General features: G+C 44.3%; 16 protein-coding genes. 9 read left to right on the plus strand and 7 right to left on the minus strand.

Annotation, left to right across the window (positions count from 1 at the left end; genetic code table 11):
• The first annotated feature begins 49 nt into the window (after positions 1–49).
• On the plus strand, positions 50–775 hold the full coding sequence (locus OH461_RS04720) for a DUF3581 domain-containing protein (protein ID WP_270019457.1): 726 nt from the start codon (positions 50–52) through the stop codon (positions 773–775).
• A 102-nt stretch (positions 776–877) separates the two neighbouring features.
• Here the strand turns inward: OH461_RS04720 and OH461_RS04725 are convergent, their stop codons facing one another.
• The 4 genes from OH461_RS04725 to gyrA all read right to left on the minus strand — a co-directional run bounded on the left by OH461_RS04725 (position 878) and on the right by gyrA (position 6,640).
• Entirely contained in the window at positions 878–2,761 is a 1,884-nt protein-coding gene (locus tag OH461_RS04725) for a methyl-accepting chemotaxis protein (protein ID WP_270019458.1), read from the minus strand.
• A 165-nt stretch (positions 2,762–2,926) separates the two neighbouring features.
• A complete protein-coding gene (locus tag OH461_RS04730) occupies positions 2,927–3,178 on the minus strand; it encodes a hypothetical protein (protein ID WP_270019459.1) in 252 nt (83 codons plus the stop codon).
• Between the two features lie 65 nt (positions 3,179–3,243).
• Positions 3,244–3,873 carry a LysE family translocator gene (locus OH461_RS04735; RefSeq protein ID WP_270019460.1) on the minus strand — a complete coding sequence of 210 codons (630 nt, stop codon included), beginning with the start codon at positions 3,871–3,873 and terminating at the stop codon, positions 3,244–3,246.
• 133 nt (positions 3,874–4,006) lie between these two features.
• Complete coding sequence (gene gyrA / locus OH461_RS04740) at positions 4,007–6,640, minus strand: DNA topoisomerase (ATP-hydrolyzing) subunit A (RefSeq protein ID WP_270019461.1); 2,634 nt, start codon at positions 6,638–6,640, stop codon at positions 4,007–4,009.
• A gap of 278 nt (positions 6,641–6,918) precedes the next feature.
• On the opposite strand from gyrA, the gene ubiG reads away from it, so the two are divergent.
• The 5 genes from ubiG (at position 6,919) to OH461_RS04765 (ending at position 12,609) form a co-directional block, all read left to right on the plus strand.
• Positions 6,919–7,626 (plus strand): bifunctional 2-polyprenyl-6-hydroxyphenol methylase/3-demethylubiquinol 3-O-methyltransferase UbiG, encoded by a 708-nt coding sequence (gene ubiG, locus OH461_RS04745; RefSeq protein WP_270019462.1) that lies wholly within the window; start codon positions 6,919–6,921, stop codon positions 7,624–7,626.
• Positions 7,627–8,082: 456 nt separating this feature from the next.
• The gene (nrdA, locus tag OH461_RS04750) at positions 8,083–10,365 is read left to right on the plus strand and encodes a class 1a ribonucleoside-diphosphate reductase subunit alpha (RefSeq protein ID WP_260258326.1); all 2,283 of its coding nucleotides are present in this window, start codon (positions 8,083–8,085) and stop codon (positions 10,363–10,365) included.
• Positions 10,366–10,464: 99 nt separating this feature from the next.
• Positions 10,465–11,598, plus strand: coding sequence for a class Ia ribonucleoside-diphosphate reductase subunit beta (gene nrdB / locus OH461_RS04755; protein WP_270019463.1), 1,134 nt, complete (start codon positions 10,465–10,467; stop codon positions 11,596–11,598).
• Positions 11,598–11,876, plus strand: coding sequence for a class I ribonucleotide reductase maintenance protein YfaE (gene yfaE, locus OH461_RS04760; RefSeq protein ID WP_270019464.1), 279 nt, complete (start codon positions 11,598–11,600; stop codon positions 11,874–11,876). Before nrdB ends, yfaE begins: the two co-directional genes overlap by 1 nt.
• A 178-nt stretch (positions 11,877–12,054) precedes the next feature.
• Positions 12,055–12,609: a hypothetical protein gene (locus tag OH461_RS04765; RefSeq protein WP_270019465.1), complete on the plus strand. Its 555-nt coding sequence runs from the start codon at positions 12,055–12,057 to the stop codon at positions 12,607–12,609.
• Between the two features lie 46 nt (positions 12,610–12,655).
• On the opposite strand, the gene OH461_RS04770 is transcribed toward OH461_RS04765, so the two are convergent.
• The gene (locus OH461_RS04770; RefSeq protein WP_270019466.1) at positions 12,656–12,922 is read right to left on the minus strand and encodes a hypothetical protein; all 267 of its coding nucleotides are present in this window, start codon (positions 12,920–12,922) and stop codon (positions 12,656–12,658) included.
• Between the two features lie 182 nt (positions 12,923–13,104).
• Positions 13,105–14,352: a CinA family nicotinamide mononucleotide deamidase-related protein gene (locus OH461_RS04775; protein WP_270019467.1), complete on the minus strand. Its 1,248-nt coding sequence runs from the start codon at positions 14,350–14,352 to the stop codon at positions 13,105–13,107.
• A gap of 336 nt (positions 14,353–14,688) precedes the next feature.
• Here OH461_RS04775 and OH461_RS04780 point away from each other — a divergent pair, with 336 nt between their 5' ends.
• From OH461_RS04780 to OH461_RS04790, 3 genes are all read left to right on the plus strand, one after another.
• On the plus strand, positions 14,689–15,588 hold the full coding sequence (locus OH461_RS04780; RefSeq protein WP_270019468.1) for a DUF3943 domain-containing protein: 900 nt from the start codon (positions 14,689–14,691) through the stop codon (positions 15,586–15,588).
• A gap of 216 nt (positions 15,589–15,804) precedes the next feature.
• Positions 15,805–16,314, plus strand: a complete 510-nt coding sequence (locus tag OH461_RS04785) for a glycine cleavage system protein R (RefSeq protein ID WP_270019469.1) — start codon at positions 15,805–15,807, stop codon at positions 16,312–16,314.
• A gap of 189 nt (positions 16,315–16,503) precedes the next feature.
• On the plus strand, positions 16,504–18,117 hold the full coding sequence (locus tag OH461_RS04790) for a methyl-accepting chemotaxis protein (RefSeq protein WP_270019470.1): 1,614 nt from the start codon (positions 16,504–16,506) through the stop codon (positions 18,115–18,117).
• A gap of 82 nt (positions 18,118–18,199) precedes the next feature.
• Here the strand turns inward: OH461_RS04790 and nspC are convergent, their stop codons facing one another.
• On the minus strand, positions 18,200–19,339 hold the full coding sequence (gene nspC / locus OH461_RS04795) for a carboxynorspermidine decarboxylase (protein WP_270019471.1): 1,140 nt from the start codon (positions 19,337–19,339) through the stop codon (positions 18,200–18,202).
• Positions 19,340–19,535: the final 196 nt, after the last annotated feature.

Below are 19,535 nucleotides of genomic sequence, written 5' to 3' on the forward strand. Positions count from 1 at the left end.
CCGTTACTCATATATAATCGCATGCAGTTTTGGCTACTAAGCGTAAGATATGTTTTTAACACCGTACTTTTCTACACAAGAAAACCAGTTCCAATTTACCCGTCAACAAGCAAGTCACTTTGCTAAGAAAGTAGCGGGCGATTTCAACCCTATCCATGACGAAGACAACAAACGTTTTTGCGTGCCTGGCGATTTGCTATTCGCTGTATTGCTTTCTAAGCAAGGCGTGAGTCAAAAAATGCGTTTTGATTTCTCAGGAATGGTCAGTGACGGTGTAGCTCTTCATATCGAAAACAAATGCGATAAAGAAGCAGCTGTTGTGGATGCTAACGGTAAAGAATACCTGCATATGAACCGCGAAGGCGCCGTTAGCCAAGATGCTGCATTCATTGAGCACGTAGTCACCAACTACGTACAGTTCTCTGGTATGAACTTCCCTCACATCATGGTTCCTCTAATGGAAGAGAAACAGATGATGATTAACTGCCAACGTCCTCTTGTTATCTACGAGAGCATGGAAGTTGAGTTCAACCACCTAGACCTAACTGCGCCAGAAGTAACGTTTGCCGGTGCGACATTCGATGTTGAAGGTAAACGAGGTCTAGTTACACTAAACTTCGACTTTATCCAAGATGGTGAAGTAGTCGGTAAAGGCGTAAAACGCATGGTCGCGAGTGGTCTTAAGCAATACAACCAAGATGATATTGATGATCTGGTGAACCGATTCAATGAGTGTAAAGATGCCTTCATCGCTGAGTTTTCTCAAGCAGCGTAACCTACACGACATTTAGCATGAGTGGCGATAGCAAATTGCTATCGCCCAATAACAAAAAGCCCCAACAATTTTCATTGTTGGGGCTTTTTCGTATCTCGCTGATTACAGCTTAAAGCGATTAATTTCGCGTTCTAGCTCATGAGAAAGTGACGATAGGTGTGCCGCTTGCTCTGCTGCATCGTGCGCTTCGTTCGCTAGATCGTTCGATACATCACGAATGCCAACCGTGTTACGCGTGATCTCAGAAGTCACTGACGCTTGCTCTTCTGCTGCTGACGCAATTTGCGTTGCCATATCGCTGATCACCTCAACCGCTGCTTGAATTTGCGTCAAGCTTGCTGACGCGCTATCGGCATCGGCAACGCTGGTATCTGCTAGCATGCGGCTATCGCCCATAATGCCTACAGCTTTAACCGTCGTGCTTTGCAGCGTTTCGATCATTTGCTGAATTTCTTGAGTCGACGCATGGGTACGTTGGCTCAATACACGAACTTCGTCAGCAACCACAGCAAAACCGCGGCCTTGCTCACCCGCACGCGCCGCTTCAATCGCCGCATTCAATGCTAGCAAGTTAGTTTGCTCAGCAATGCCTTGAATCGTCGATAGAATCGTGTTGATGCTATTGCCGTGCGTTTCAAGCTCTTGAATAACTTCTGTCGCCACTTGCACTTCTTGAGCAAGATTTTGGATAGAAGATTGAGTCTGATGCACTTGTGAACCACCGTGAACACATGCGCCTACCGCTTCTGAAGAACTTTGCGCTGTATTATCAGCATTACCCGCGATTTCTTGTGTCGCCGCAGCCATCTCGTTGATCGCCGTTGCTACCATGTTGATTTCATCTTGCTGGGTACGAATACGCGTACTGCGTTCTTCTGCTTGCTGTGCGGTTGTTTTTGACTGCTCAGAAAGCGAAGCCGATACTTTGCTTAAGTTGGTTACCATCTGGTGCATGTTGCCAACAAACGTATTGAAGCTGATCGCGAGGCGGCCTACTTCGTCATCACTGTGCGGTGTAATACGTTGAGTTAGGTCTGCTTCACCCGACGCTATTTCATCTAATGCTTGTGAAACTCGCACCAAATCGCGGAACAAGAAGCTCACTAACCAAGATACTACGATAACCACCAAGATAGTGATGATTGCCGCTGTAATAAGTAGATTTGAAAGAAGTTGTGCGTGTCCTGCCTGTTCTGTTTCACGATCCATTTCAACCGCGAATACCCAGTCGGTATTTGGAACGCTCTTGAAGTAGTACAGCTTCTCTTTACCTTCACGCAAAATAATCTCTATGCTACCTGATTGCTCAGCAGCATTGATAGCTGACATAGTCAGATCACTTGCTAATGTCGTTGTCGGCTTAAGTGATAACGCTTTGTTTGGGTGTGCCAAGAACGTACCATTTTGCTTATCAATCAGCATAGCATAGGCATTTTCGCCCGCATCTAGGCTAATCACATCAGCAATCAATTGATCGATTAATACATCAGCACCTACTACACCTACCATTTGACCATTATGACGAACAGGTTCGGCAATGGTTACAAGTAAAGCGTTAGTAATTGCATCTTGGTAAGCGGTAGTGATGATCTGGCGACCCGCGTTATTCGCATCGATGTACCAAGGACGAGTACGAGGGTCATAACCCGCGCGGTTACGCTCTGGATGAGAACGAAGCATGTCACCTTGAGGCGTACCTAAAAAGATATCGTCAAAGCCGCCTGCGTTACGGGCTTGAACTAAAAATGGGATTACGTCAGTTTCGGTGCTGTGCTCATTAAAAGCGGTGGCAATATTACGTCGAATAGAAATCCAATCTGAAATACCAATCGCAGCGGTATTCGACAAGCTTTCTGCTCGTGAATAAATACCATTTCGCGTTTGTTGGTATAACTGGTCGGCTGAAAGCCAAGTAAGAGTACCCGCCATTAGCAAAACCGCCAATAAGCTAGCACCAATTAGTTTTTGTTTTAGGGAGATGTTCATTTTTTGTGACTAACCAAAATTTTGGGAGGTCGAATATTAGCCGCAAAAATGTGAAATTGCACGCACTTTTGTTGCGCAAACGTGCAAATATAACCATTTGTAAAACAAGGTATTTCGTAAAAATAAATCCGATTTTATTTTATGAAATCATAACGACAAAAATAATTACTTTTGACTCTCTAGCCATTCATAGAGTTCACGTCCGTAAACGACTTCAGTTTGCATGTGCATAACAAACGCTATCACACCGAGCGCTGCATAGAACCAATTCACTCGACGCGACCAACGCTTCTTCGCTACATCACCAAAGGCAATCATGTTCGCCGCTACCAACACCACTGGGTATGACAACAATAAAACAAGCAAAACACCGAGGTAATTTGATATGGCCATCGGTGTTCCCATTCCATCTGGCATAGTCATCTCCTTTCGCATTAAAGCGTACGAATATACCAAAGATGGAATTTATAAATTGCGACCCACTATGCCTTTGTAGCGGTAGTTAATAGAGTACCTGCACCAATAAAGACGCCACCAGTCACTCGATTGAAGATTCGCGCACGGCCTTTTGCGAACAACCAACTCGATGATTTTGCGCCTAAAAACGCGTAAATGGCCAACCAGCCAAACTCCATTACCATAAAAGTAACGGCGAAAATCACGTATTGATTGAACAAAGGCGCTTCTGGCTGAATAAACTGAGGAAATAAAGCGGTAAAAAAGAGAATTGCTTTGGGGTTGCTGCTACCGACAATAAAGCCCGAAGCATAGTGCTTGAATAGCGACTGTTGCTGTTTATCTTGCTCGCCTTGCATTTCGTAATCTTGTTGCTTAGACATTAATGCTTTAATGCCCAAATAGATTAAGTAGGCTGCGCCAGTATATTTAATAATGTTGAACAGCAGTTCAGACGACGCGATCACAAGGCCTAAACCAGTAAAAGATAGCGTTAAAATGAGGGTAATGGCGGTCAAGCTACCTAAAGCGGTAAACAATGCGGTTTTAAAGCCGTTGGTGACACCTTTAGTCATACACAATAATGAACTTGGCCCCGGAGAAGCCGTGAGCACCAAGATGGCAATGAAATATAGAGCCCAGACGTCGAATCCCATTAACAAACTCCTTTTGTTAATTATTTGTAATAGACCACTAATTCATCAAATATTGTTATCTTTGTCCATTCCTTTTCTCTCAGATATAAAAAAACCGAGCCATTGGCTCGGTTTTTAACGCTAATCTAGACGATTATTCGGTTGCTGCGTCATCTGATGCAGGAGCATCACCTTCGCTTGTTTGCTCACCTTCAGTCGCTTGGGCTACTTCGCCCTCTTCGCCTTCAGCAAGCTCAACTTCTTCAACCTCATCGATACGTTGTAGACCAACTACCGATTCATCTTCAGCTGTACGGATAAGTGTTACACCTTGAGTGTTACGACCAACTTGGCTCACTTCAGCAACACGTGTACGTACTAACGTACCTGCGTCAGTGATCATCATCATTTCATCGCCTTCTTCCACTTGAACAGCACCAACTACTGGGCCATTACGCTCGGAAACTTTGATAGAAACAACGCCTTGGGTCGCACGACCTTTCGTTGGGTACTCAGCAAGTTCAGTACGCTTACCGTAACCGTTTTGTGTCACCGTTAGAATGTCACCTTCATTTGAAGGAACAATCAACGAAACAACTTGGTCGTCATCTGCGAGTTTCATACCGCGAACACCTGCTGCGGTACGGCCCATCGCACGTACTTTATCTTCACTAAAGCGAACCACTTTACCTGCTTTCGAGAACAGCATGATATCGCTTTCACCGGTCGTGATGTCCACACCGATTAGCGAATCATCGTCACGTAGGTTAACCGCGATTAGGCCGTTAGAACGTACGTTTGAGAACTGATCCAGAGATGTCTTCTTCACGGTACCGTCACCAGTCGCCATAAAGATGAACTTATCTGCGGAGAACTCAGATACCGGTAGGATTGCCGTAATACGCTCACCTTCTTCTAGCGGAAGAATGTTTACGATTGGCTTACCACGTGCAGTACGGCTTGCTAGAGGCAATTGGTACACTTTCAGACGGTATGTCTTACCACGAGTAGAGAAACATAAGATGTTATCGTGAGTATTCGCAACAAGCAGACGCTCGATGTAATCCTCTTCTTTCATCTTAGTCGCACTCTTACCTTTACCACCACGACGCTGAGCTTCGTAGTCGCTTAGGATTTGGTACTTAACGTAACCTTCGTGTGACAATGTCACCACTACATCTTCACGAGCGATCAGCTCTTCCATGTCGATATCATGGCTAGCGGCTGTGATTTCAGTACGGCGAACATCACCAAATGCATCACGAACGGTTTCTAGTTCTTCACGAATCACTTCCATCAAGCGCTCTGTGCTTGCAAGGATGTGCATTAGCTCTGCGATTTCTTCTAGTAGTGCTTTGTATTCGTCTAGAATCTTCTCGTGCTCTAGGCCAGTCAACTTGTGTAGACGTAGGTCTAGAATTGCTTGTGCTTGGGTTTCCGTTAGGAAGTATTGACCATCACGGATGCCGTATTGAGGCTCTAGCCAATCAGGACGAGCCGCATCATTACCAGCACTTTCTAGCATTGCTGCTACATTGCCAAGATCCCATCCACGAGCCACCAAGCCAGCTTTCGCTTCTGCTGGTGTTGCTGCATTACGAATCAGTTCGATGATTTCATCGATGTTCGCAAGTGCAAGCGCAAGTGCTTCAAGGATATGGGCACGGTCACGAGCTTTTTTCAGTTCGAAGATAGTACGACGGGTCACAACCTCACGGCGGTGATCGACGAAGCACTTAAGCATATCTTTCAGGTTGAACAGTTGAGGCTGACCATTGTTCAGCGCAACCATGTTGATACCGAAAGTCGTTTGCAGTTGAGTTTGTGCGTATAGGTTGTTTAGAACCACTTCGCCCACTGCATCACGCTTACATTCAATAACAATACGCATACCGTCTTTATCTGACTCGTCACGTAGTGCACTGATGCCTTCTACTTTCTTATCTTTAACTAGCTCAGCAATCTTCTCGATTAGGCGAGCTTTGTTCACCTGATATGGAATTTCCGTAACAATAATGGTCTCTTTACCATTCTTGTCAGCTTCGATTTCCGCTTTAGAACGCATATAAATCTTACCGCGACCGGTCTTATAAGCATCAACGATGCCCTTACGGCCACTGATAAGTGCTGCGGTTGGGAAATCTGGACCAGGAATGTAGTCCATTAGCTCATCAATTGTGATTTCTTCATTATTGATGTAAGCCAAGCAACCATCGATCACTTCACCAAGGTTATGCGGTGGAATGTTGGTTGCCATACCTACTGCGATACCTGAAGCACCGTTTACCAATAGGTTTGGAATTTTCGTTGGTAGAACCGCTGGAATTTGCTCCGTACCATCATAGTTAGGTACGTAGTCAACTGTTTCTTTGTCTAGGTCTGCTAGTAATTCGTGGGCAATTTTTGCCATGCGTACTTCGGTGTAACGCATTGCTGCCGCGGAGTCACCATCAATCGAGCCAAAGTTACCTTGGCCATCGACCAGCATGTAACGTAGTGAGAACGGTTGAGCCATACGAACAATAGTATCGTATACAGCGCTATCACCGTGCGGGTGATATTTACCGATTACATCACCCACGACACGGGCAGATTTTTTATATGGTTTATTCCAATCGTTACCTAGTACATTCATCGCGAATAAAACGCGGCGGTGTACTGGTTTTAGGCCATCACGCACATCTGGAAGAGCACGACCCACGATTACTGACATCGCGTAGTCTAGGTATGAACCTCGAAGCTCATCTTCAATGTTTACGGGCGTGATCTCTTTAGCTAGATCGCTCATAGAGCCATTATCCCTCTATAGTTTGATCGTATGTTCGATACGTACAAGGCCAAAAAATATAACACACTTATGGTTACTTCGGCATTACTTTCCCTCTCCTTTTATCAGGTTGTGAGCTTTGTTGCGATTCAAATGCTGAGAATTTGCACACATGCTGCATATGCCGCTGATTATTGGTTATATTTTCAACACCTTTACAGAAAAGTTACTTTGAGTATGGAGAGCAGGCTAAGAACCGCTATAATGCCCTTCAAGTTTGCCAAATAGATAGATGGAACATGACTAAAACACAAAATGTAGATCCAAACGAAATTAAAAAGTTCGAGGATATGGCATCGCGTTGGTGGGATTTAGAAGGTGAATTCAAACCTTTACATCAAATCAACCCGCTGCGTCTCAATTACGTGATGGATAACGTAGGTGGCCTATTTGGTAAAACGGCGCTTGATGTTGGCTGTGGTGGTGGCATCTTAGCGGAAAGCATGGCAAAAGAAGGCGCGATAGTAACGGGGCTTGATATGGGCAAAGAGCCACTTGAGGTTGCTCGCCTACACGCACTCGAAACAGGCACCAAGCTTACCTACATCCAAAGCACCATCGAAGACCACGCGGTAGAAAATGCGGGCAAATACGATGTCGTCACCTGCATGGAAATGCTAGAGCACGTGCCTGACCCTCAATCGGTTATCTCCTCTTGCGCTGCTTTAGTCAAACCGGGCGGTCATGTTTTCTTCTCAACCCTTAACCGCAACTTTAAATCTTATCTTTTTGCGATTGTCGGCGCAGAGAAGCTATTGCGCATCGTTCCAGAAGGCACTCATGACCATGAAAAATTCATCCGCCCTTCTGAAATGATCAAAATGATCGATCAAACAGATCTTACTGAACAAGGTATCACCGGTCTACTTTACAACCCACTGACTGACACTTATAAATTGGGTCGCAATGTTGACGTAAATTACATCGTTCACACCAAGAAACTCTAAGTTGCTCGAAGAGTAATCGAAACAGGCGGTATCACAGAGTGGCCGCCTTTTTTAGTCGATTTTTGCACGATTTTCGTGCGTTTGATTCCAATTTAAACAGTCAAAATTTAGCTCGAAAATTTGCGTGAAGATCAAGAGATTTTTTTTCAAATAAGGTTAAGATTAAACCGATTTAAAAACGGTAATTTTCTACAGCCAACTCCCGCCTATTTTCATCAGTTAGTATCCACTTACTGGAATTTTGTAATTTGTCAGTTATCCACAACTCATCCAAGATCTTCAACTTGAAAAAACGTGCTTATAGCACTATCTTGTAATCCGCAAACAGATCACCCCCTATATCTTGTGTTTAGACTAAAATATAAATATGGGCTCCGATCACAAAGCCAGTATTAGATTTACAAAAATTACACTAAAACAAGGCTTTCATCAGTTTTGTTAGGGAAATAAAGCAGAATGAACCAACAACTCACCGTCACCAAACGTGATGGCCGTAAAGAAAACATTGATCTAGAAAAACTGCACCGAGTAATCACTTGGGCGGCTGAAGGTCTAGATAATGTGTCAGTTTCGCAGGTAGAACTAAAAGCTCACATTCAGTTCTATGACGGCATTACTACATCTGACATTCATGAAACAATCATCAAATCTGCAGCCGATTTGATTTCTGAAGAAACTCCAGATTACCAATATCTAGCAGCGCGTTTAGCGGTGTTCCACCTACGCAAAAAAGCGTACGGTCAATATGAGCCACCAACGCTGTTTGATCATGTTTCACGTCTCGTAGACATGGGCAAGTACGACAAGCACATTCTTGAAGATTACACCAAGGCTGAGCTAGACGAACTAGACGCTTACTTAGACCATAAGCGTGACCTAGACTTCTCATACGCAGCAGTAAAGCAGCTTGAAGGTAAGTACTTTGTTCAAAACCGTGTAAGCGGTGAAATCTATGAAAGTGCTCAGTTCCTTTACATCTTGGTATCTGCATGTCTGTTCGCTAATTACCCTAAAGAAACGCGCCTTGACTACATCAAACGTTTCTACGATGCGACATCGACATTTAAAATTTCTCTACCTACACCAATTATGTCTGGTGTACGTACGCCTACTCGTCAGTTCAGCTCATGTGTTCTTATCGAGTGTGGTGACAGCCTAGATTCAATCAACGCAACGGCTAGCTCAATTGTTCGTTACGTTTCTCAACGTGCTGGTATTGGCATCAACGCCGGTCGTATCCGTGCGCTGGGTTCTGAAATCCGTGGTGGTGAAGCATTCCACACCGGTTGTATCCCATTCTACAAATACTTCCAAACAGCGGTAAAATGTTGTTCACAAGGTGGTGTTCGTGGCGGCGCTGCAACTGTGTTCTACCCAATGTGGCATGGCGAAGCTCGCTCGCTAATGGTACTTAAGAACAACCGTGGTGTTGAAGAGAACCGTGTTCGTCACATGGACTACGGTGTACAGCTAAACAAACTGATGTACCAACGTCTTGTTGAAGGCGGTAACATTACCCTGTTCTCACCATCTGACGTACCCGGTCTATACGACGCATTCTTCGAAAACCAAGCGGAGTTTGAGCGTCTATACGTGAAATACGAAAACGATCCTTCAATTAAGAAAGAGACCGTTAAAGCGATTGAAATGTTTACCCTTCTGATGCAAGAACGCGCATCAACAGGTCGTATCTACATTCAAAACGTTGACCACTGTAACACGCACAGCCCATTCGACTCAGAAGTCGCGCCAGTTCGTCAATCTAACCTATGTTTAGAAATCGCACTGCCAACTAAGCCTCTAGCAAACGTAGAAGACGATTCAGGTGAAATCGCTCTATGTACTCTATCTGCATTTAACCTAGGTGCAATCAAAGAGCTAGACGACTTTGAAGAGCTTTCAGAACTGGTTGTTCGCGCTCTAGATGCACTGCTTGATTACCAAGATTACCCACTACCAGCGGCATACAAGTCGACAATGAACCGTCGTACGTTAGGTGTTGGTGTGATTAACTTTGCTTACTACCTAGCGAAGAATGGCGTGAAGTACTCGGACGGCAGTGCAAATGGCCTAACACACCGCACTTTTGAAGCGATGCAGTACTACCTACTCAAAGCGTCTGTTGCACTAGCGAAAGAGCAAGGCAAGTGCCCACTGTTTGAAGAAACAAACTACGCGAAAGGTCTATTGCCAATCGACACATACAAGAAAGATGTTGATCTTGTTTGTGACGAGCCACTGCACTACGACTGGGAAGAGCTACGTAAAGAGATCATGGAACATGGTCTACGTAACTCAACGCTTACCGCACTAATGCCATCTGAAACCTCTTCACAGATTTCAAATGCAACTAACGGTATTGAGCCACCTCGTGGTTACGTATCAGTGAAAGCTTCTAAAGATGGCATCTTGAAGCAAGTTGTGCCTGAGTTCACTCAGCTAAAAGACAACTACGAGCTGCTTTGGGATATCGGTTCTAACGATGGCTACCTACATATTGTGGGTATCATTCAGAAGTTTATTGACCAAGCTATCTCGGCAAACACAAACTACGACCCTTCTCGTTTCGAGAGCGGTAAAGTGCCGATGAAGAAACTTCTTCAAGATCTGCTGACTGCGTACAAATACGGTGTTAAGACGCTTTACTACCATAACACTCGTGATGGCGCGAAAGACGACCAAAAAGACGCAGTTCAACCCGCTGATGACGATTGCGCTGGCGGCGGTTGTAAGATCTAACCAATACCCTGCTCTATCTAAAACGGTATTGATTTAAACAGAACTATCGCCCCTACCCTTGATTACCAAGTGGAGGGGCTTAAAAGGAATTGAGGCATCATGGCTTACAGTACTTTTAACCAAAATAAAAATGACCAACTAAAAGAACCAATGTTTCTTGGTCAATCGGTTAACGTAGCGCGCTACGACCAACAAAAATTCGAAATCTTTGAGAAGCTGATTGAGAAACAGCTGTCTTTCTTCTGGCGTCCTGAAGAAGTGGATGTATCGAGCGATCGCATCGATTACAACAAACTGCCAGATCATGAAAAACACATTTTCATCTCTAACCTAAAATACCAAACGCTGCTTGATTCTATTCAAGGACGCAGCCCGAACGTTGCGCTACTGCCTTTAGTATCTCTGCCTGAGCTAGAAACTTGGATTGAGACTTGGTCTTTCTCTGAGACAATTCACTCACGTTCTTACACTCACATCATTCGTAACATCGTGAATGATCCAGGCATTGTGTTTGATGACATCGTAGAAAACGAGCACATCTTAGCGCGCGCTAAAGATATCTCGCACTACTATGACAAACTGATCCAGATGACCAACGACTACCACCGTTACGGTGAAGGTACGCATGAAATCGCTGGTGAATCAGTTAAGATCAGCCTATACGATCTGAAAAAGCAGCTGTACATCTGTCTGATGTCTGTTAACGCACTTGAAGCGATTCGTTTCTATGTGTCGTTTGCTTGTTCGTTCGCATTCGCAGAACGTGAGCTAATGGAAGGTAACGCTAAAATCATCAAGCTAATCGCTCGTGATGAAGCACTTCACCTAACTGGCACGCAGCATATGATTAACCTACTGCGTAATGGTCAAGATGACTTTACCTTCATGCAAATCGCAGAAGAAGCTAAACAAGAGTGTTTTGACTTATTCAAAGCGGCAGCTGAACAAGAGAAAGAATGGGCAGAATACCTATTCAAAGATGGCTCTATGATTGGTCTAAACAAAGACATTCTTTGCCAATACGTTGAGTACATTACTAACGTTCGTATGCAAGCCGTTGGCCTAGGTGCTGCTTACCCAGAAGCGACCTCTAACCCAATTCCTTGGATTAATGCTTGGCTATCTTCTGATAACGTTCAAGTTGCTCCGCAAGAAGCAGAAATTTCATCTTACCTAGTCGGTCAGATTGAAAGTGATGTGAAAGCAGACGACTTCAAGGACTTCGAACTGTAATGTCTAACATCAAAGTCAACGGTCAAGTTACCATCACTTCTAATGCTTCCAACACTTTATTGGAATCATTAGAAAACGCTGGTATTGACGCTGAATACAACTGCCGAGATGGTCATTGCGGTGCATGTCGCTGCAAACTCAAATCCGGAGAAGTTGAATACGTTGGCTTTGCAATGGCTTATACCCAAGGTGATGAGGTATTACCTTGCGTCACCCGAGCCAAAACAGACGTAGAGCTTGAAGAAGTGGTCTATAAGCTCAAAGAAAAACGCGCTTAACCACAACAAGACTTCCTATCAAGGCCAGAGTTTAACTCTGGCCTTTTTTCTATTTGTATCTTCATACCCATTGGTTAATTCAACTCGTCGCTCAGCGCATTTACGATAAATATAAGTTGATAATGATTACCATTCGTATAAATTAATCGCTACAACAAAATGCTCAGCGGAGAATCAAATGGAATCATCAGATATAACTCAACTGCTCATCCCCAAAAGCGAATGGGCAAGCCCAGACCTCTACTTGTATGAAGGTGAAGACAAGCTAAAACTCAATATAGAAGGTGCGTTGCAATACAGCGGAATTTCGAGTGTTGGTGGATTAGTGCTGGGTTTTAGGTTGGTTCAATACGCCGTTGAGTTAGCTGCGGGCAACCAAATACTGCAACGTGATGGCATTAGCATCTACACTTCATTTCCAGGCCGTGGTACTCAAGATGCCTTTGAGTACACATGCCGAGCACTACGCGATAAAAGATACTGCTGCGATACCACACTCCACCACCCTGCGGCACAGCTTGGCCAACGCGGGCAGTTCTTGTTTACTCTCAGAGTGAATGAACAAAGCATGGTCATGACACCCGCAGATGGGTTGCCACAACGTAGTTACTTCGAAGCCGATCGCCATTCAAACGAAAATCATGAAGCGGCACTCAAATGGCGTGATGAAAAGATTAACTTTGCCAACACCTTGTTAAGCTTGCCACCAGAAAAGTGCTTAAAAGTCCTATAAAACAAAAAGCGCGCTGATCAGCGCGCTTCTTTCAACTGGGTGTCAATTACAGGCTTACTTTATTCATTTTGGTTGTGAATCCCATAAGAACGTTGTCTGCTGTTGCAACAGATACCACTTTTCCTGCCACTTCACGACCATCATCATCGAATAACGACAATCCGTAGCCCATCTCTTCATCGAGTTGGTTTTCTCGTTTAGCGTTTCGCCAAATAGAGTGCACATCAGAATTTCCCGAGCTAAACGCCTCGCCTAATACCACTTTTTGACTCGCGACTTGATACCACACCAATATTTTCGACTGGGGAAACATCACTACCTCCTTGTGAGCATTTCTGCGCCAATCAATAGTGTAAGATCAATTTCCGTTACATGCAGTCTCAAAACTAAGATTTAATTTTTAATACATAATTATCAGTAAGATAACACTTAGAAGATTTTATTCTAAGCCTCTATAAGTCGGCGAATAAAACCCTAAAACCCGCGCAAAGATCTTCAGTGGCCCGAGCCTAAAATGCTTTGCGGAACATACATTTCTTTCTCTCTGGTCAATGAGCTATAGTTGGCAAACATGGTACGCCCTGACAAATAGCGGCGAAGCATATCCGCAGCCACCGTAGTAATAACCAAAGCTTGATCATCGCGACTATAGGTGCGATTGAAGGTTAATGTTTGCCCCCATTCTCCTTCGGGTGTCGCTAAAGCCACTGTAAAGCTGCGATTCAGCAAGCGACCAGAAACTATCGCAATATCCGTGGCACATTTATCTCTCGTCGCCCCAGCTAGCGCAAATGCTTCAGCCAACGCATCATTCTCATTAGCGCCAACTTCCACCTGACCACCTAATACCCATCCGTGGCCACAGTACTCTGCCGAACGTTCATCTGAATGAAGCCAACATGCCAACTGACCAAGAGTAGAGCGTTCAGCAATCGCAATAGATTGCTTACGTTCTGATATAAGATGACCAACGTGAGACTGCATTGGCTCATCGACACTGACGACATTTGGCTCAATCAATTTGAAGATCAACTGCATCAGCTTAAGACGAGTATCTAGATCCCCTTTCGGGCCAAATAGCTTTACTTCAATATATGGCAGGTATGAGCGATAACCTAGCGAGTAGCCTTCTGGCAACTGCACCTTATCAAGTTTGTCCGATAGTGCCGATTCAGACGTACCAAACGTGTAAAGGCGACTGCAATCTAATCCCTTAACGTCGCGATATTGCTGCGCGAGATCAGGCAATATTTGCTCCGATACCATGCGCTTAAACTCGCTCGGTACACCCGGAGTAAAATAGAACGCGCAGTCGTTAATCATCACTTTAAAACCACACGCAGTACCGATTGGATTGTCGATAAATGCCGCCCCTTCCGGCAACATCGCTTGCTTACGATTACTTTCTGGCATGGTGACACCACGAGCAGCAAAAAACTCTTTTAACCTTTCAAGCCATTGCTCATGAAGTATTAAAGGAACATCCGCTGCATTGGCAGCCGCTTCTGCACTCACATCGTCGCTGGTTGGCCCAAGTCCGCCATTAACCACGACAACGTTGTTGTTAAAGCTAAGCATGAGCAACTCTTCAGTCAGTGCACCTAAGGTATCACCGACAGTACTTCGCTTGGTCAACGCAAAGCCTTTTTGGAAAAACTGTTCTGATAGCCATGCTGCGTTAGTGTCTACAATGTCACCGTGAAGGACTTCTTCACCTGTGCTCAACATTGCGATTTTTAACATAATTTTTCCTTTAAATTCGACGTAACCATAAATATAATCGGTACGCTGTTTGCCAATCGCTTGGTCAAATATGGAGCATAAAACCGATCCAATCGTCGTTTAAATCAATTTGCGGTTTCTATTACCGTTACTTTATTGGATAATTGTGATTTGGATCGTCATAACTGATGCTCTGCTCATTTTTAGATGCTTGTTTCAACACGAATATCTCTATTTGAGCAGCAATATTGGCCGTTAAAGTGACCTTTTCGATATTTAACTGCCATAATCCATCTTTACTAGATAATTTTAATACTCATATTTTACTCTTTGAGTATAAGACTGTGGAGTTTTTCCGTGCTTAATAAAAACATCGCTGCTTTGATGTTGTCACTATCAGCTTGCGCTAACGCTAACACGTTTGATTCGAACCAACATATTGAGTTCTCATATACATTGGATCAAAACGAAGACTACAGTCTTTATAACAGCACCTATCACTATTCTCAATCTGCAGATCCATTTGCTTTGAGCTTAACAGAGGATCAGCTGAAACTCGAAGAACCACCACTACCTAAATACTTGCAAGTTCAAGACCAGCGTGACTGGCAGTACTTAAAAGAGCAGACTTACACCGTACTAGGTTTAAGTGTTGCAACCGTGGGTCTAATGACGCTACTACCAGAATCTATCACCAAATGGGATGAAGAAGATCGCGATCTTGGCAACCTAGGCAAGAAATGGAAAGACAATGTAACAGCGGGTCCAGTATGGGATCGCGATGAGCATTTCCTAAACTACATTGCTCACCCATACTTTGGCGGTGTTTACTACACAGCAGCTCGTCACGCAGGCTTTAACGAATTCGACTCATTCCTATACTCTGCTGTGCTCTCTACTTTCTTCTGGGAGTACGGTGTTGAATCGTTCGCTGAAGTACCATCATGGCAGGATATCGTTATCACACCATTCTTTGGTGCCGTTGTCGGTGAGCTGATGTTTGAAGCAGAGCAAGAGATCGTCGAAACCGGCGGCGAAGTATGGGGCTCACAAACCATGGGTGGTGTTACCCTATTCTTCCTAAACCCGGTTGGTCATATCCACGGTTGGGTGACGGATGCCTGGGGCGGCAGCGCTGAATTTCAATTTAGCAGCAAGCCTTGGTTTGGCAATCAAGAAGCGGCGAAATTCGCTCTTGATGCTGGTGCGTCATACGACAGTCAGTTCTACGGTGTAGAGCTAGAAATCACCTTTTAATTGGCGATAAATCAAATACTAAGCGACGCAATAACGTCGCTTTTTTTGTGCTTAAGGTTTGATATTCGATAACTGTCGTAACGATTAGGTCAAATTCTTGACCTATATCAAACCTTAACTCGCCTCCGCTTCTACACTGAATTTATACCAATAACGACAAGCCATTGTTAACGTTGTTATTGAATAACGCACCGCGCTTGCATTCAGGAGGCCTGTATGAATACTACTTTCATCGTCAATTTCGTCGGAAAAGCGACCCCTGCAACCATCAAACAACTTGCCGCTATCACCCATGAAAACGGGGGTAAATGGCTAATCAGCAAAGTGAACTTCATTGAAAATCAAGTCGCTGCAGTGATTAAAATCGAGCTTCCTGAGGAGAATGCCCAGCTCGTACAAGAAGCGTTTACTGCCCAACCTGAACTACTGGTGAAAATTTCAGATTCAGACAGTGCAAGCCACGATATCGATACCATTTACCAAATCCGACTCGATGCCAACGATCGCGCGGGAATTGTTAACGAAATTACCCATGTTCTTGATGGCCAAGGTATCAACATACTGGATATGGATTGCCAACGAGTATTCATCGCTGGTGGTGGTGGCGTGAGCTCAAGTTTATTTACCGCCAATATCGCTATGCGATTACCGACTGACATTAAAATTGAAGATGTCGCCAATGAACTTGAGGCTCTGAGCGAAGATACTCGCGTCATCACAGAATAATTTATAAATCGTACCAATAAAAATATCAGGAAGCCGATGGCTTCCTTTTTTTTGTCAAAAATTTGCCCAAGTTAACAAAGTCACAATTTCTCCGCAAAACCGTGTTATTTCCTACCAGAATTTATCTAGATAACTCACAAATAGCCATTAAGTAGTAGATGCTTTCAACGTCATAGCAAGGAGCGAGACATGCTTCAATATTTAAGCAATATTAAAGTCAGCCAAAAGCTGGCAACCATGATCATTGCCAGCGTGATTGGTTCACTTTGTCTATTATTCATCTCTGGTAATACTCTCAAAAACAACCTTATTGCCGAGCGAGAAGCTCGACTTTATGCCGTAGTTGACTCAGCTCTCGCACAAATCGATGTGTTATACAAAACGCTACCTGAAGCGGAAGCTCAAGATAAAGCCAAAGAGGTAATCCGAGCAATTCGCTACGATGGCGACAACTATGTCTTTGTAATGAATGAGGATCGCATCGTACTTGTCAATCCTGTCCAGCCACAGTTAGACGGCCAACAGCTTGGGAATGCCAATGTTGCTGAAGATAGAGTTTGGTTTGACATGGTCAACCTCGCCAAAGGTGGTCAATCAGGCTCAGTTACCTATCTTTGGAAAGACTCAGCGGGGCTTCCTGCTGATAAACTCTCTATTGTTAAAGGCTTTGCCCCATGGGGATGGGTAGTCGGTTCAGGAATGATCATCAATGATATTGAAGCGTCGATTTTTGACCAAGTTCTTCGCATGGGTATCGCTGCATTAAGCATTGTCGCCGTAATGATAGTGCTTGGTGTTATCATCACTCGCGCAATTACTCGTCCTTTGGATGAAATCAATCACGCTATGGAATTCATCGCTCGAGGAGACCTAACCGCTGAAATTCCAGTGAAAGGAAAAGATGAAATTGGTGTTGTCGCCAAGCGTATCAATGAAAGCGTTGCTTCGGTAAGAAGTGCGCTCGCCGATTCGGTGCAAGGTTCAAAAAACGTCGCCCTCGCCGCTTCGCAAATTGCATCCTCGGCAGAAGAAACCAGTCATGCAGTTTCTGCCCAACAAGATCAGCTAAGTCAATTAGCTACCGCTATGAATGAAATGAGTGCAACCGTTGCAGAAGTCGCTCATCACGCAGAAGACACAGCCCGAGACACTCATCAAGCGAACCGCGAAGCTGGGTTGGGTGACAAAGACGTTCACTCAAGCGTCGATTGCATTAAATCTCTTTCTAGCGAGCTACATAATGCCTCTGAACAAGTCGCCAAACTAAAAGAAGGCGTAATGGAAATTGGTGACGTCACTGCTGTGATTTCTGGTATATCAGAGCAAACTAACCTGCTGGCTTTAAATGCAGCAATTGAAGCGGCACGAGCAGGCGATCAAGGCCGCGGATTTGCTGTCGTCGCAGATGAAGTTCGTAGCTTAGCTAGCCGTACCAATGATTCAACCAACGAGATTCAAAACACGATCAATCATCTTCAAAGCTTGGCTATCTCGACCTTTGAAGCAATGGAAAAAAGCCAGAGCTTAGCGGGAAACAGTGTTGATCTCGCAGAAAAAGCAGGTTCTGATTTGGATATGATAGTCAGCCATATTCAACACGTTAGCGACAAAGCGAGCCAAATTGCGACAGCCGCCGAAGAGCAAAGCTCAGTGGCAGAAGATATGAACTGCAACGTCAATGGCATCAATGACTCTGCAATTGAAATGTCACAAGCAGCGGTATATTTGGCGCGTGAAAGTGAAACCTTAGCGGCACTATCCAGAGAGCTTGATGAAAAGCTCGTAAGCTTCAAACTGGCCTAACAACCGAATAAAAACAACGAGATAAACGAAACAACAGAGCCCGCATGATGCGGGCTCTTAAATTATTTGTAGCGGAATCTCACTACTTTACACTCCACTGAGAGAGTGAACGTTTAAAGTCTGAGTAATCAAATTCATTCAGCTTTTGAACTTCACCATTCGAACGCTCACAATAAACTGATGGCATACGTAAGCCATTGAACCAGTTAAGTTTCACCATAGTGTAACCCGCACTGTCTAAGATATGCAGACGTTGACCAATCTCTAATGGTTGCTCGAAACTCGCTTCACAGAACTGATCGCCCGCTAAGCATGAACATGAACCAATCACGTAGTTATGCTTACCGTCATCAGAGGCTTCTAAGATTGACGCTGGCTCATCGTAGATAAGGGTATCGAGGCGGTGCGCTTCCGTTGCTGAATCAACAATCGCTGTCTTCTTCACGTTCTCTACGATATCTACTACGGTTACCACAAGATCAGTCGTCTTGGTAATGATGGCTTCACCCGGCTCTAGATACATTTGCACGCCATGTTTCTCGGCAAATGCTTTCAATGCTAAACCAAGCTTCTCGATGTCATAACCCGACCATGTAAAGAATACACCACCACCCATGCTCACCCAGTCCAGCTTATCTAGATACTGACCAAACTGCTCAGAGATAGAATCAAGCAGCCCGATAAAGGCATCCACATCTTTGTTCTCACAGTTCATGTGGAACATCACGCCATTAATGTCATTGAACACTTCTGGTTTAATGTGATCCGCTTGAACACCCAAACGAGAGAATTGACGCGCTGGGTTAGCTAAGTCTTGCCCTGCATAGCTTACGCCCGGGTTCAAACGAAGGCCAAGTGACGCTTTGCCTTCTACGATATGACGATAGGCAGCAAGCTGGCTTTGTGAGTTGAAGATCATCTTGTCACAAATATCCGCCACTTCACGAACATCATCTTCGCTGTAACCCACACTGTATGCATGCGTTTCGCCACCAAAGGTTTCATGACCAAGCTTTACCTCAAATGGACCAGAACTGGTGGTGCCATCTAAGTATGGTTTAATGATGTCGAAAACACCCCAAGTCGAAAAGCATTTCAGCGCCAGTACCAACTTTACGCCAGAGATTTCTTTAAGCTGTTTTGCTTTCTCAAGATTCTCAATCAGCTTATCTTCGTTGATCATAAAGTATGGGGTTTTAAGTTCTTCTTTCTTAAATGTCATTTTTTATACGCGCTCAAGCAGCATCTAAAGATGGAAAGGTAAATTAAACAAGTTTGGTGTGATTTATTTTGACTTTGTCCTGTTCAAACGCAGTGAGTGACAAAATCAAAATAAATGATACCAAAGCTTTAAGGCGAGCATCATCGAAAAGGGAACAATCCATGTCCCCTTTAATTAGCGATCAAAACAAGAAACA

The organism is Vibrio sp. LaRot3, from assembly GCF_027587025.1.
Lineage (GTDB): Bacteria > Pseudomonadota > Gammaproteobacteria > Enterobacterales > Vibrionaceae > Vibrio.

Excerpts from the sequence above, each read along its gene's own strand:
- OH461_RS04720 (WP_270019457.1), top strand. The coding sequence starts at position 50 with ATGTTTTTAACACCGTACTTTTCTACACAAGAAAACCAGTTCCAATTT.
- OH461_RS04725 (WP_270019458.1), bottom strand. The coding sequence starts at position 2,761 with ATGAACATCTCCCTAAAACAAAAACTAATTGGTGCTAGCTTATTGGCG.
- OH461_RS04730 (WP_270019459.1), bottom strand. The coding sequence starts at position 3,178 with ATGCCAGATGGAATGGGAACACCGATGGCCATATCAAATTACCTCGGT.
- OH461_RS04735 (WP_270019460.1), bottom strand. The coding sequence starts at position 3,873 with ATGGGATTCGACGTCTGGGCTCTATATTTCATTGCCATCTTGGTGCTC.
- gyrA (WP_270019461.1), bottom strand. The coding sequence starts at position 6,640 with ATGAGCGATCTAGCTAAAGAGATCACGCCCGTAAACATTGAAGATGAG.
- ubiG (WP_270019462.1), top strand. The coding sequence starts at position 6,919 with ATGACTAAAACACAAAATGTAGATCCAAACGAAATTAAAAAGTTCGAG.
- nrdA (WP_260258326.1), top strand. The coding sequence starts at position 8,083 with ATGAACCAACAACTCACCGTCACCAAACGTGATGGCCGTAAAGAAAAC.
- nrdB (WP_270019463.1), top strand. The coding sequence starts at position 10,465 with ATGGCTTACAGTACTTTTAACCAAAATAAAAATGACCAACTAAAAGAA.
- yfaE (WP_270019464.1), top strand. The coding sequence starts at position 11,598 with ATGTCTAACATCAAAGTCAACGGTCAAGTTACCATCACTTCTAATGCT.
- OH461_RS04765 (WP_270019465.1), top strand. The coding sequence starts at position 12,055 with ATGGAATCATCAGATATAACTCAACTGCTCATCCCCAAAAGCGAATGG.
- OH461_RS04770 (WP_270019466.1), bottom strand. The coding sequence starts at position 12,922 with ATGTTTCCCCAGTCGAAAATATTGGTGTGGTATCAAGTCGCGAGTCAA.
- OH461_RS04775 (WP_270019467.1), bottom strand. The coding sequence starts at position 14,352 with ATGTTAAAAATCGCAATGTTGAGCACAGGTGAAGAAGTCCTTCACGGT.
- OH461_RS04785 (WP_270019469.1), top strand. The coding sequence starts at position 15,805 with ATGAATACTACTTTCATCGTCAATTTCGTCGGAAAAGCGACCCCTGCA.
- OH461_RS04790 (WP_270019470.1), top strand. The coding sequence starts at position 16,504 with ATGCTTCAATATTTAAGCAATATTAAAGTCAGCCAAAAGCTGGCAACC.
- nspC (WP_270019471.1), bottom strand. The coding sequence starts at position 19,339 with ATGACATTTAAGAAAGAAGAACTTAAAACCCCATACTTTATGATCAAC.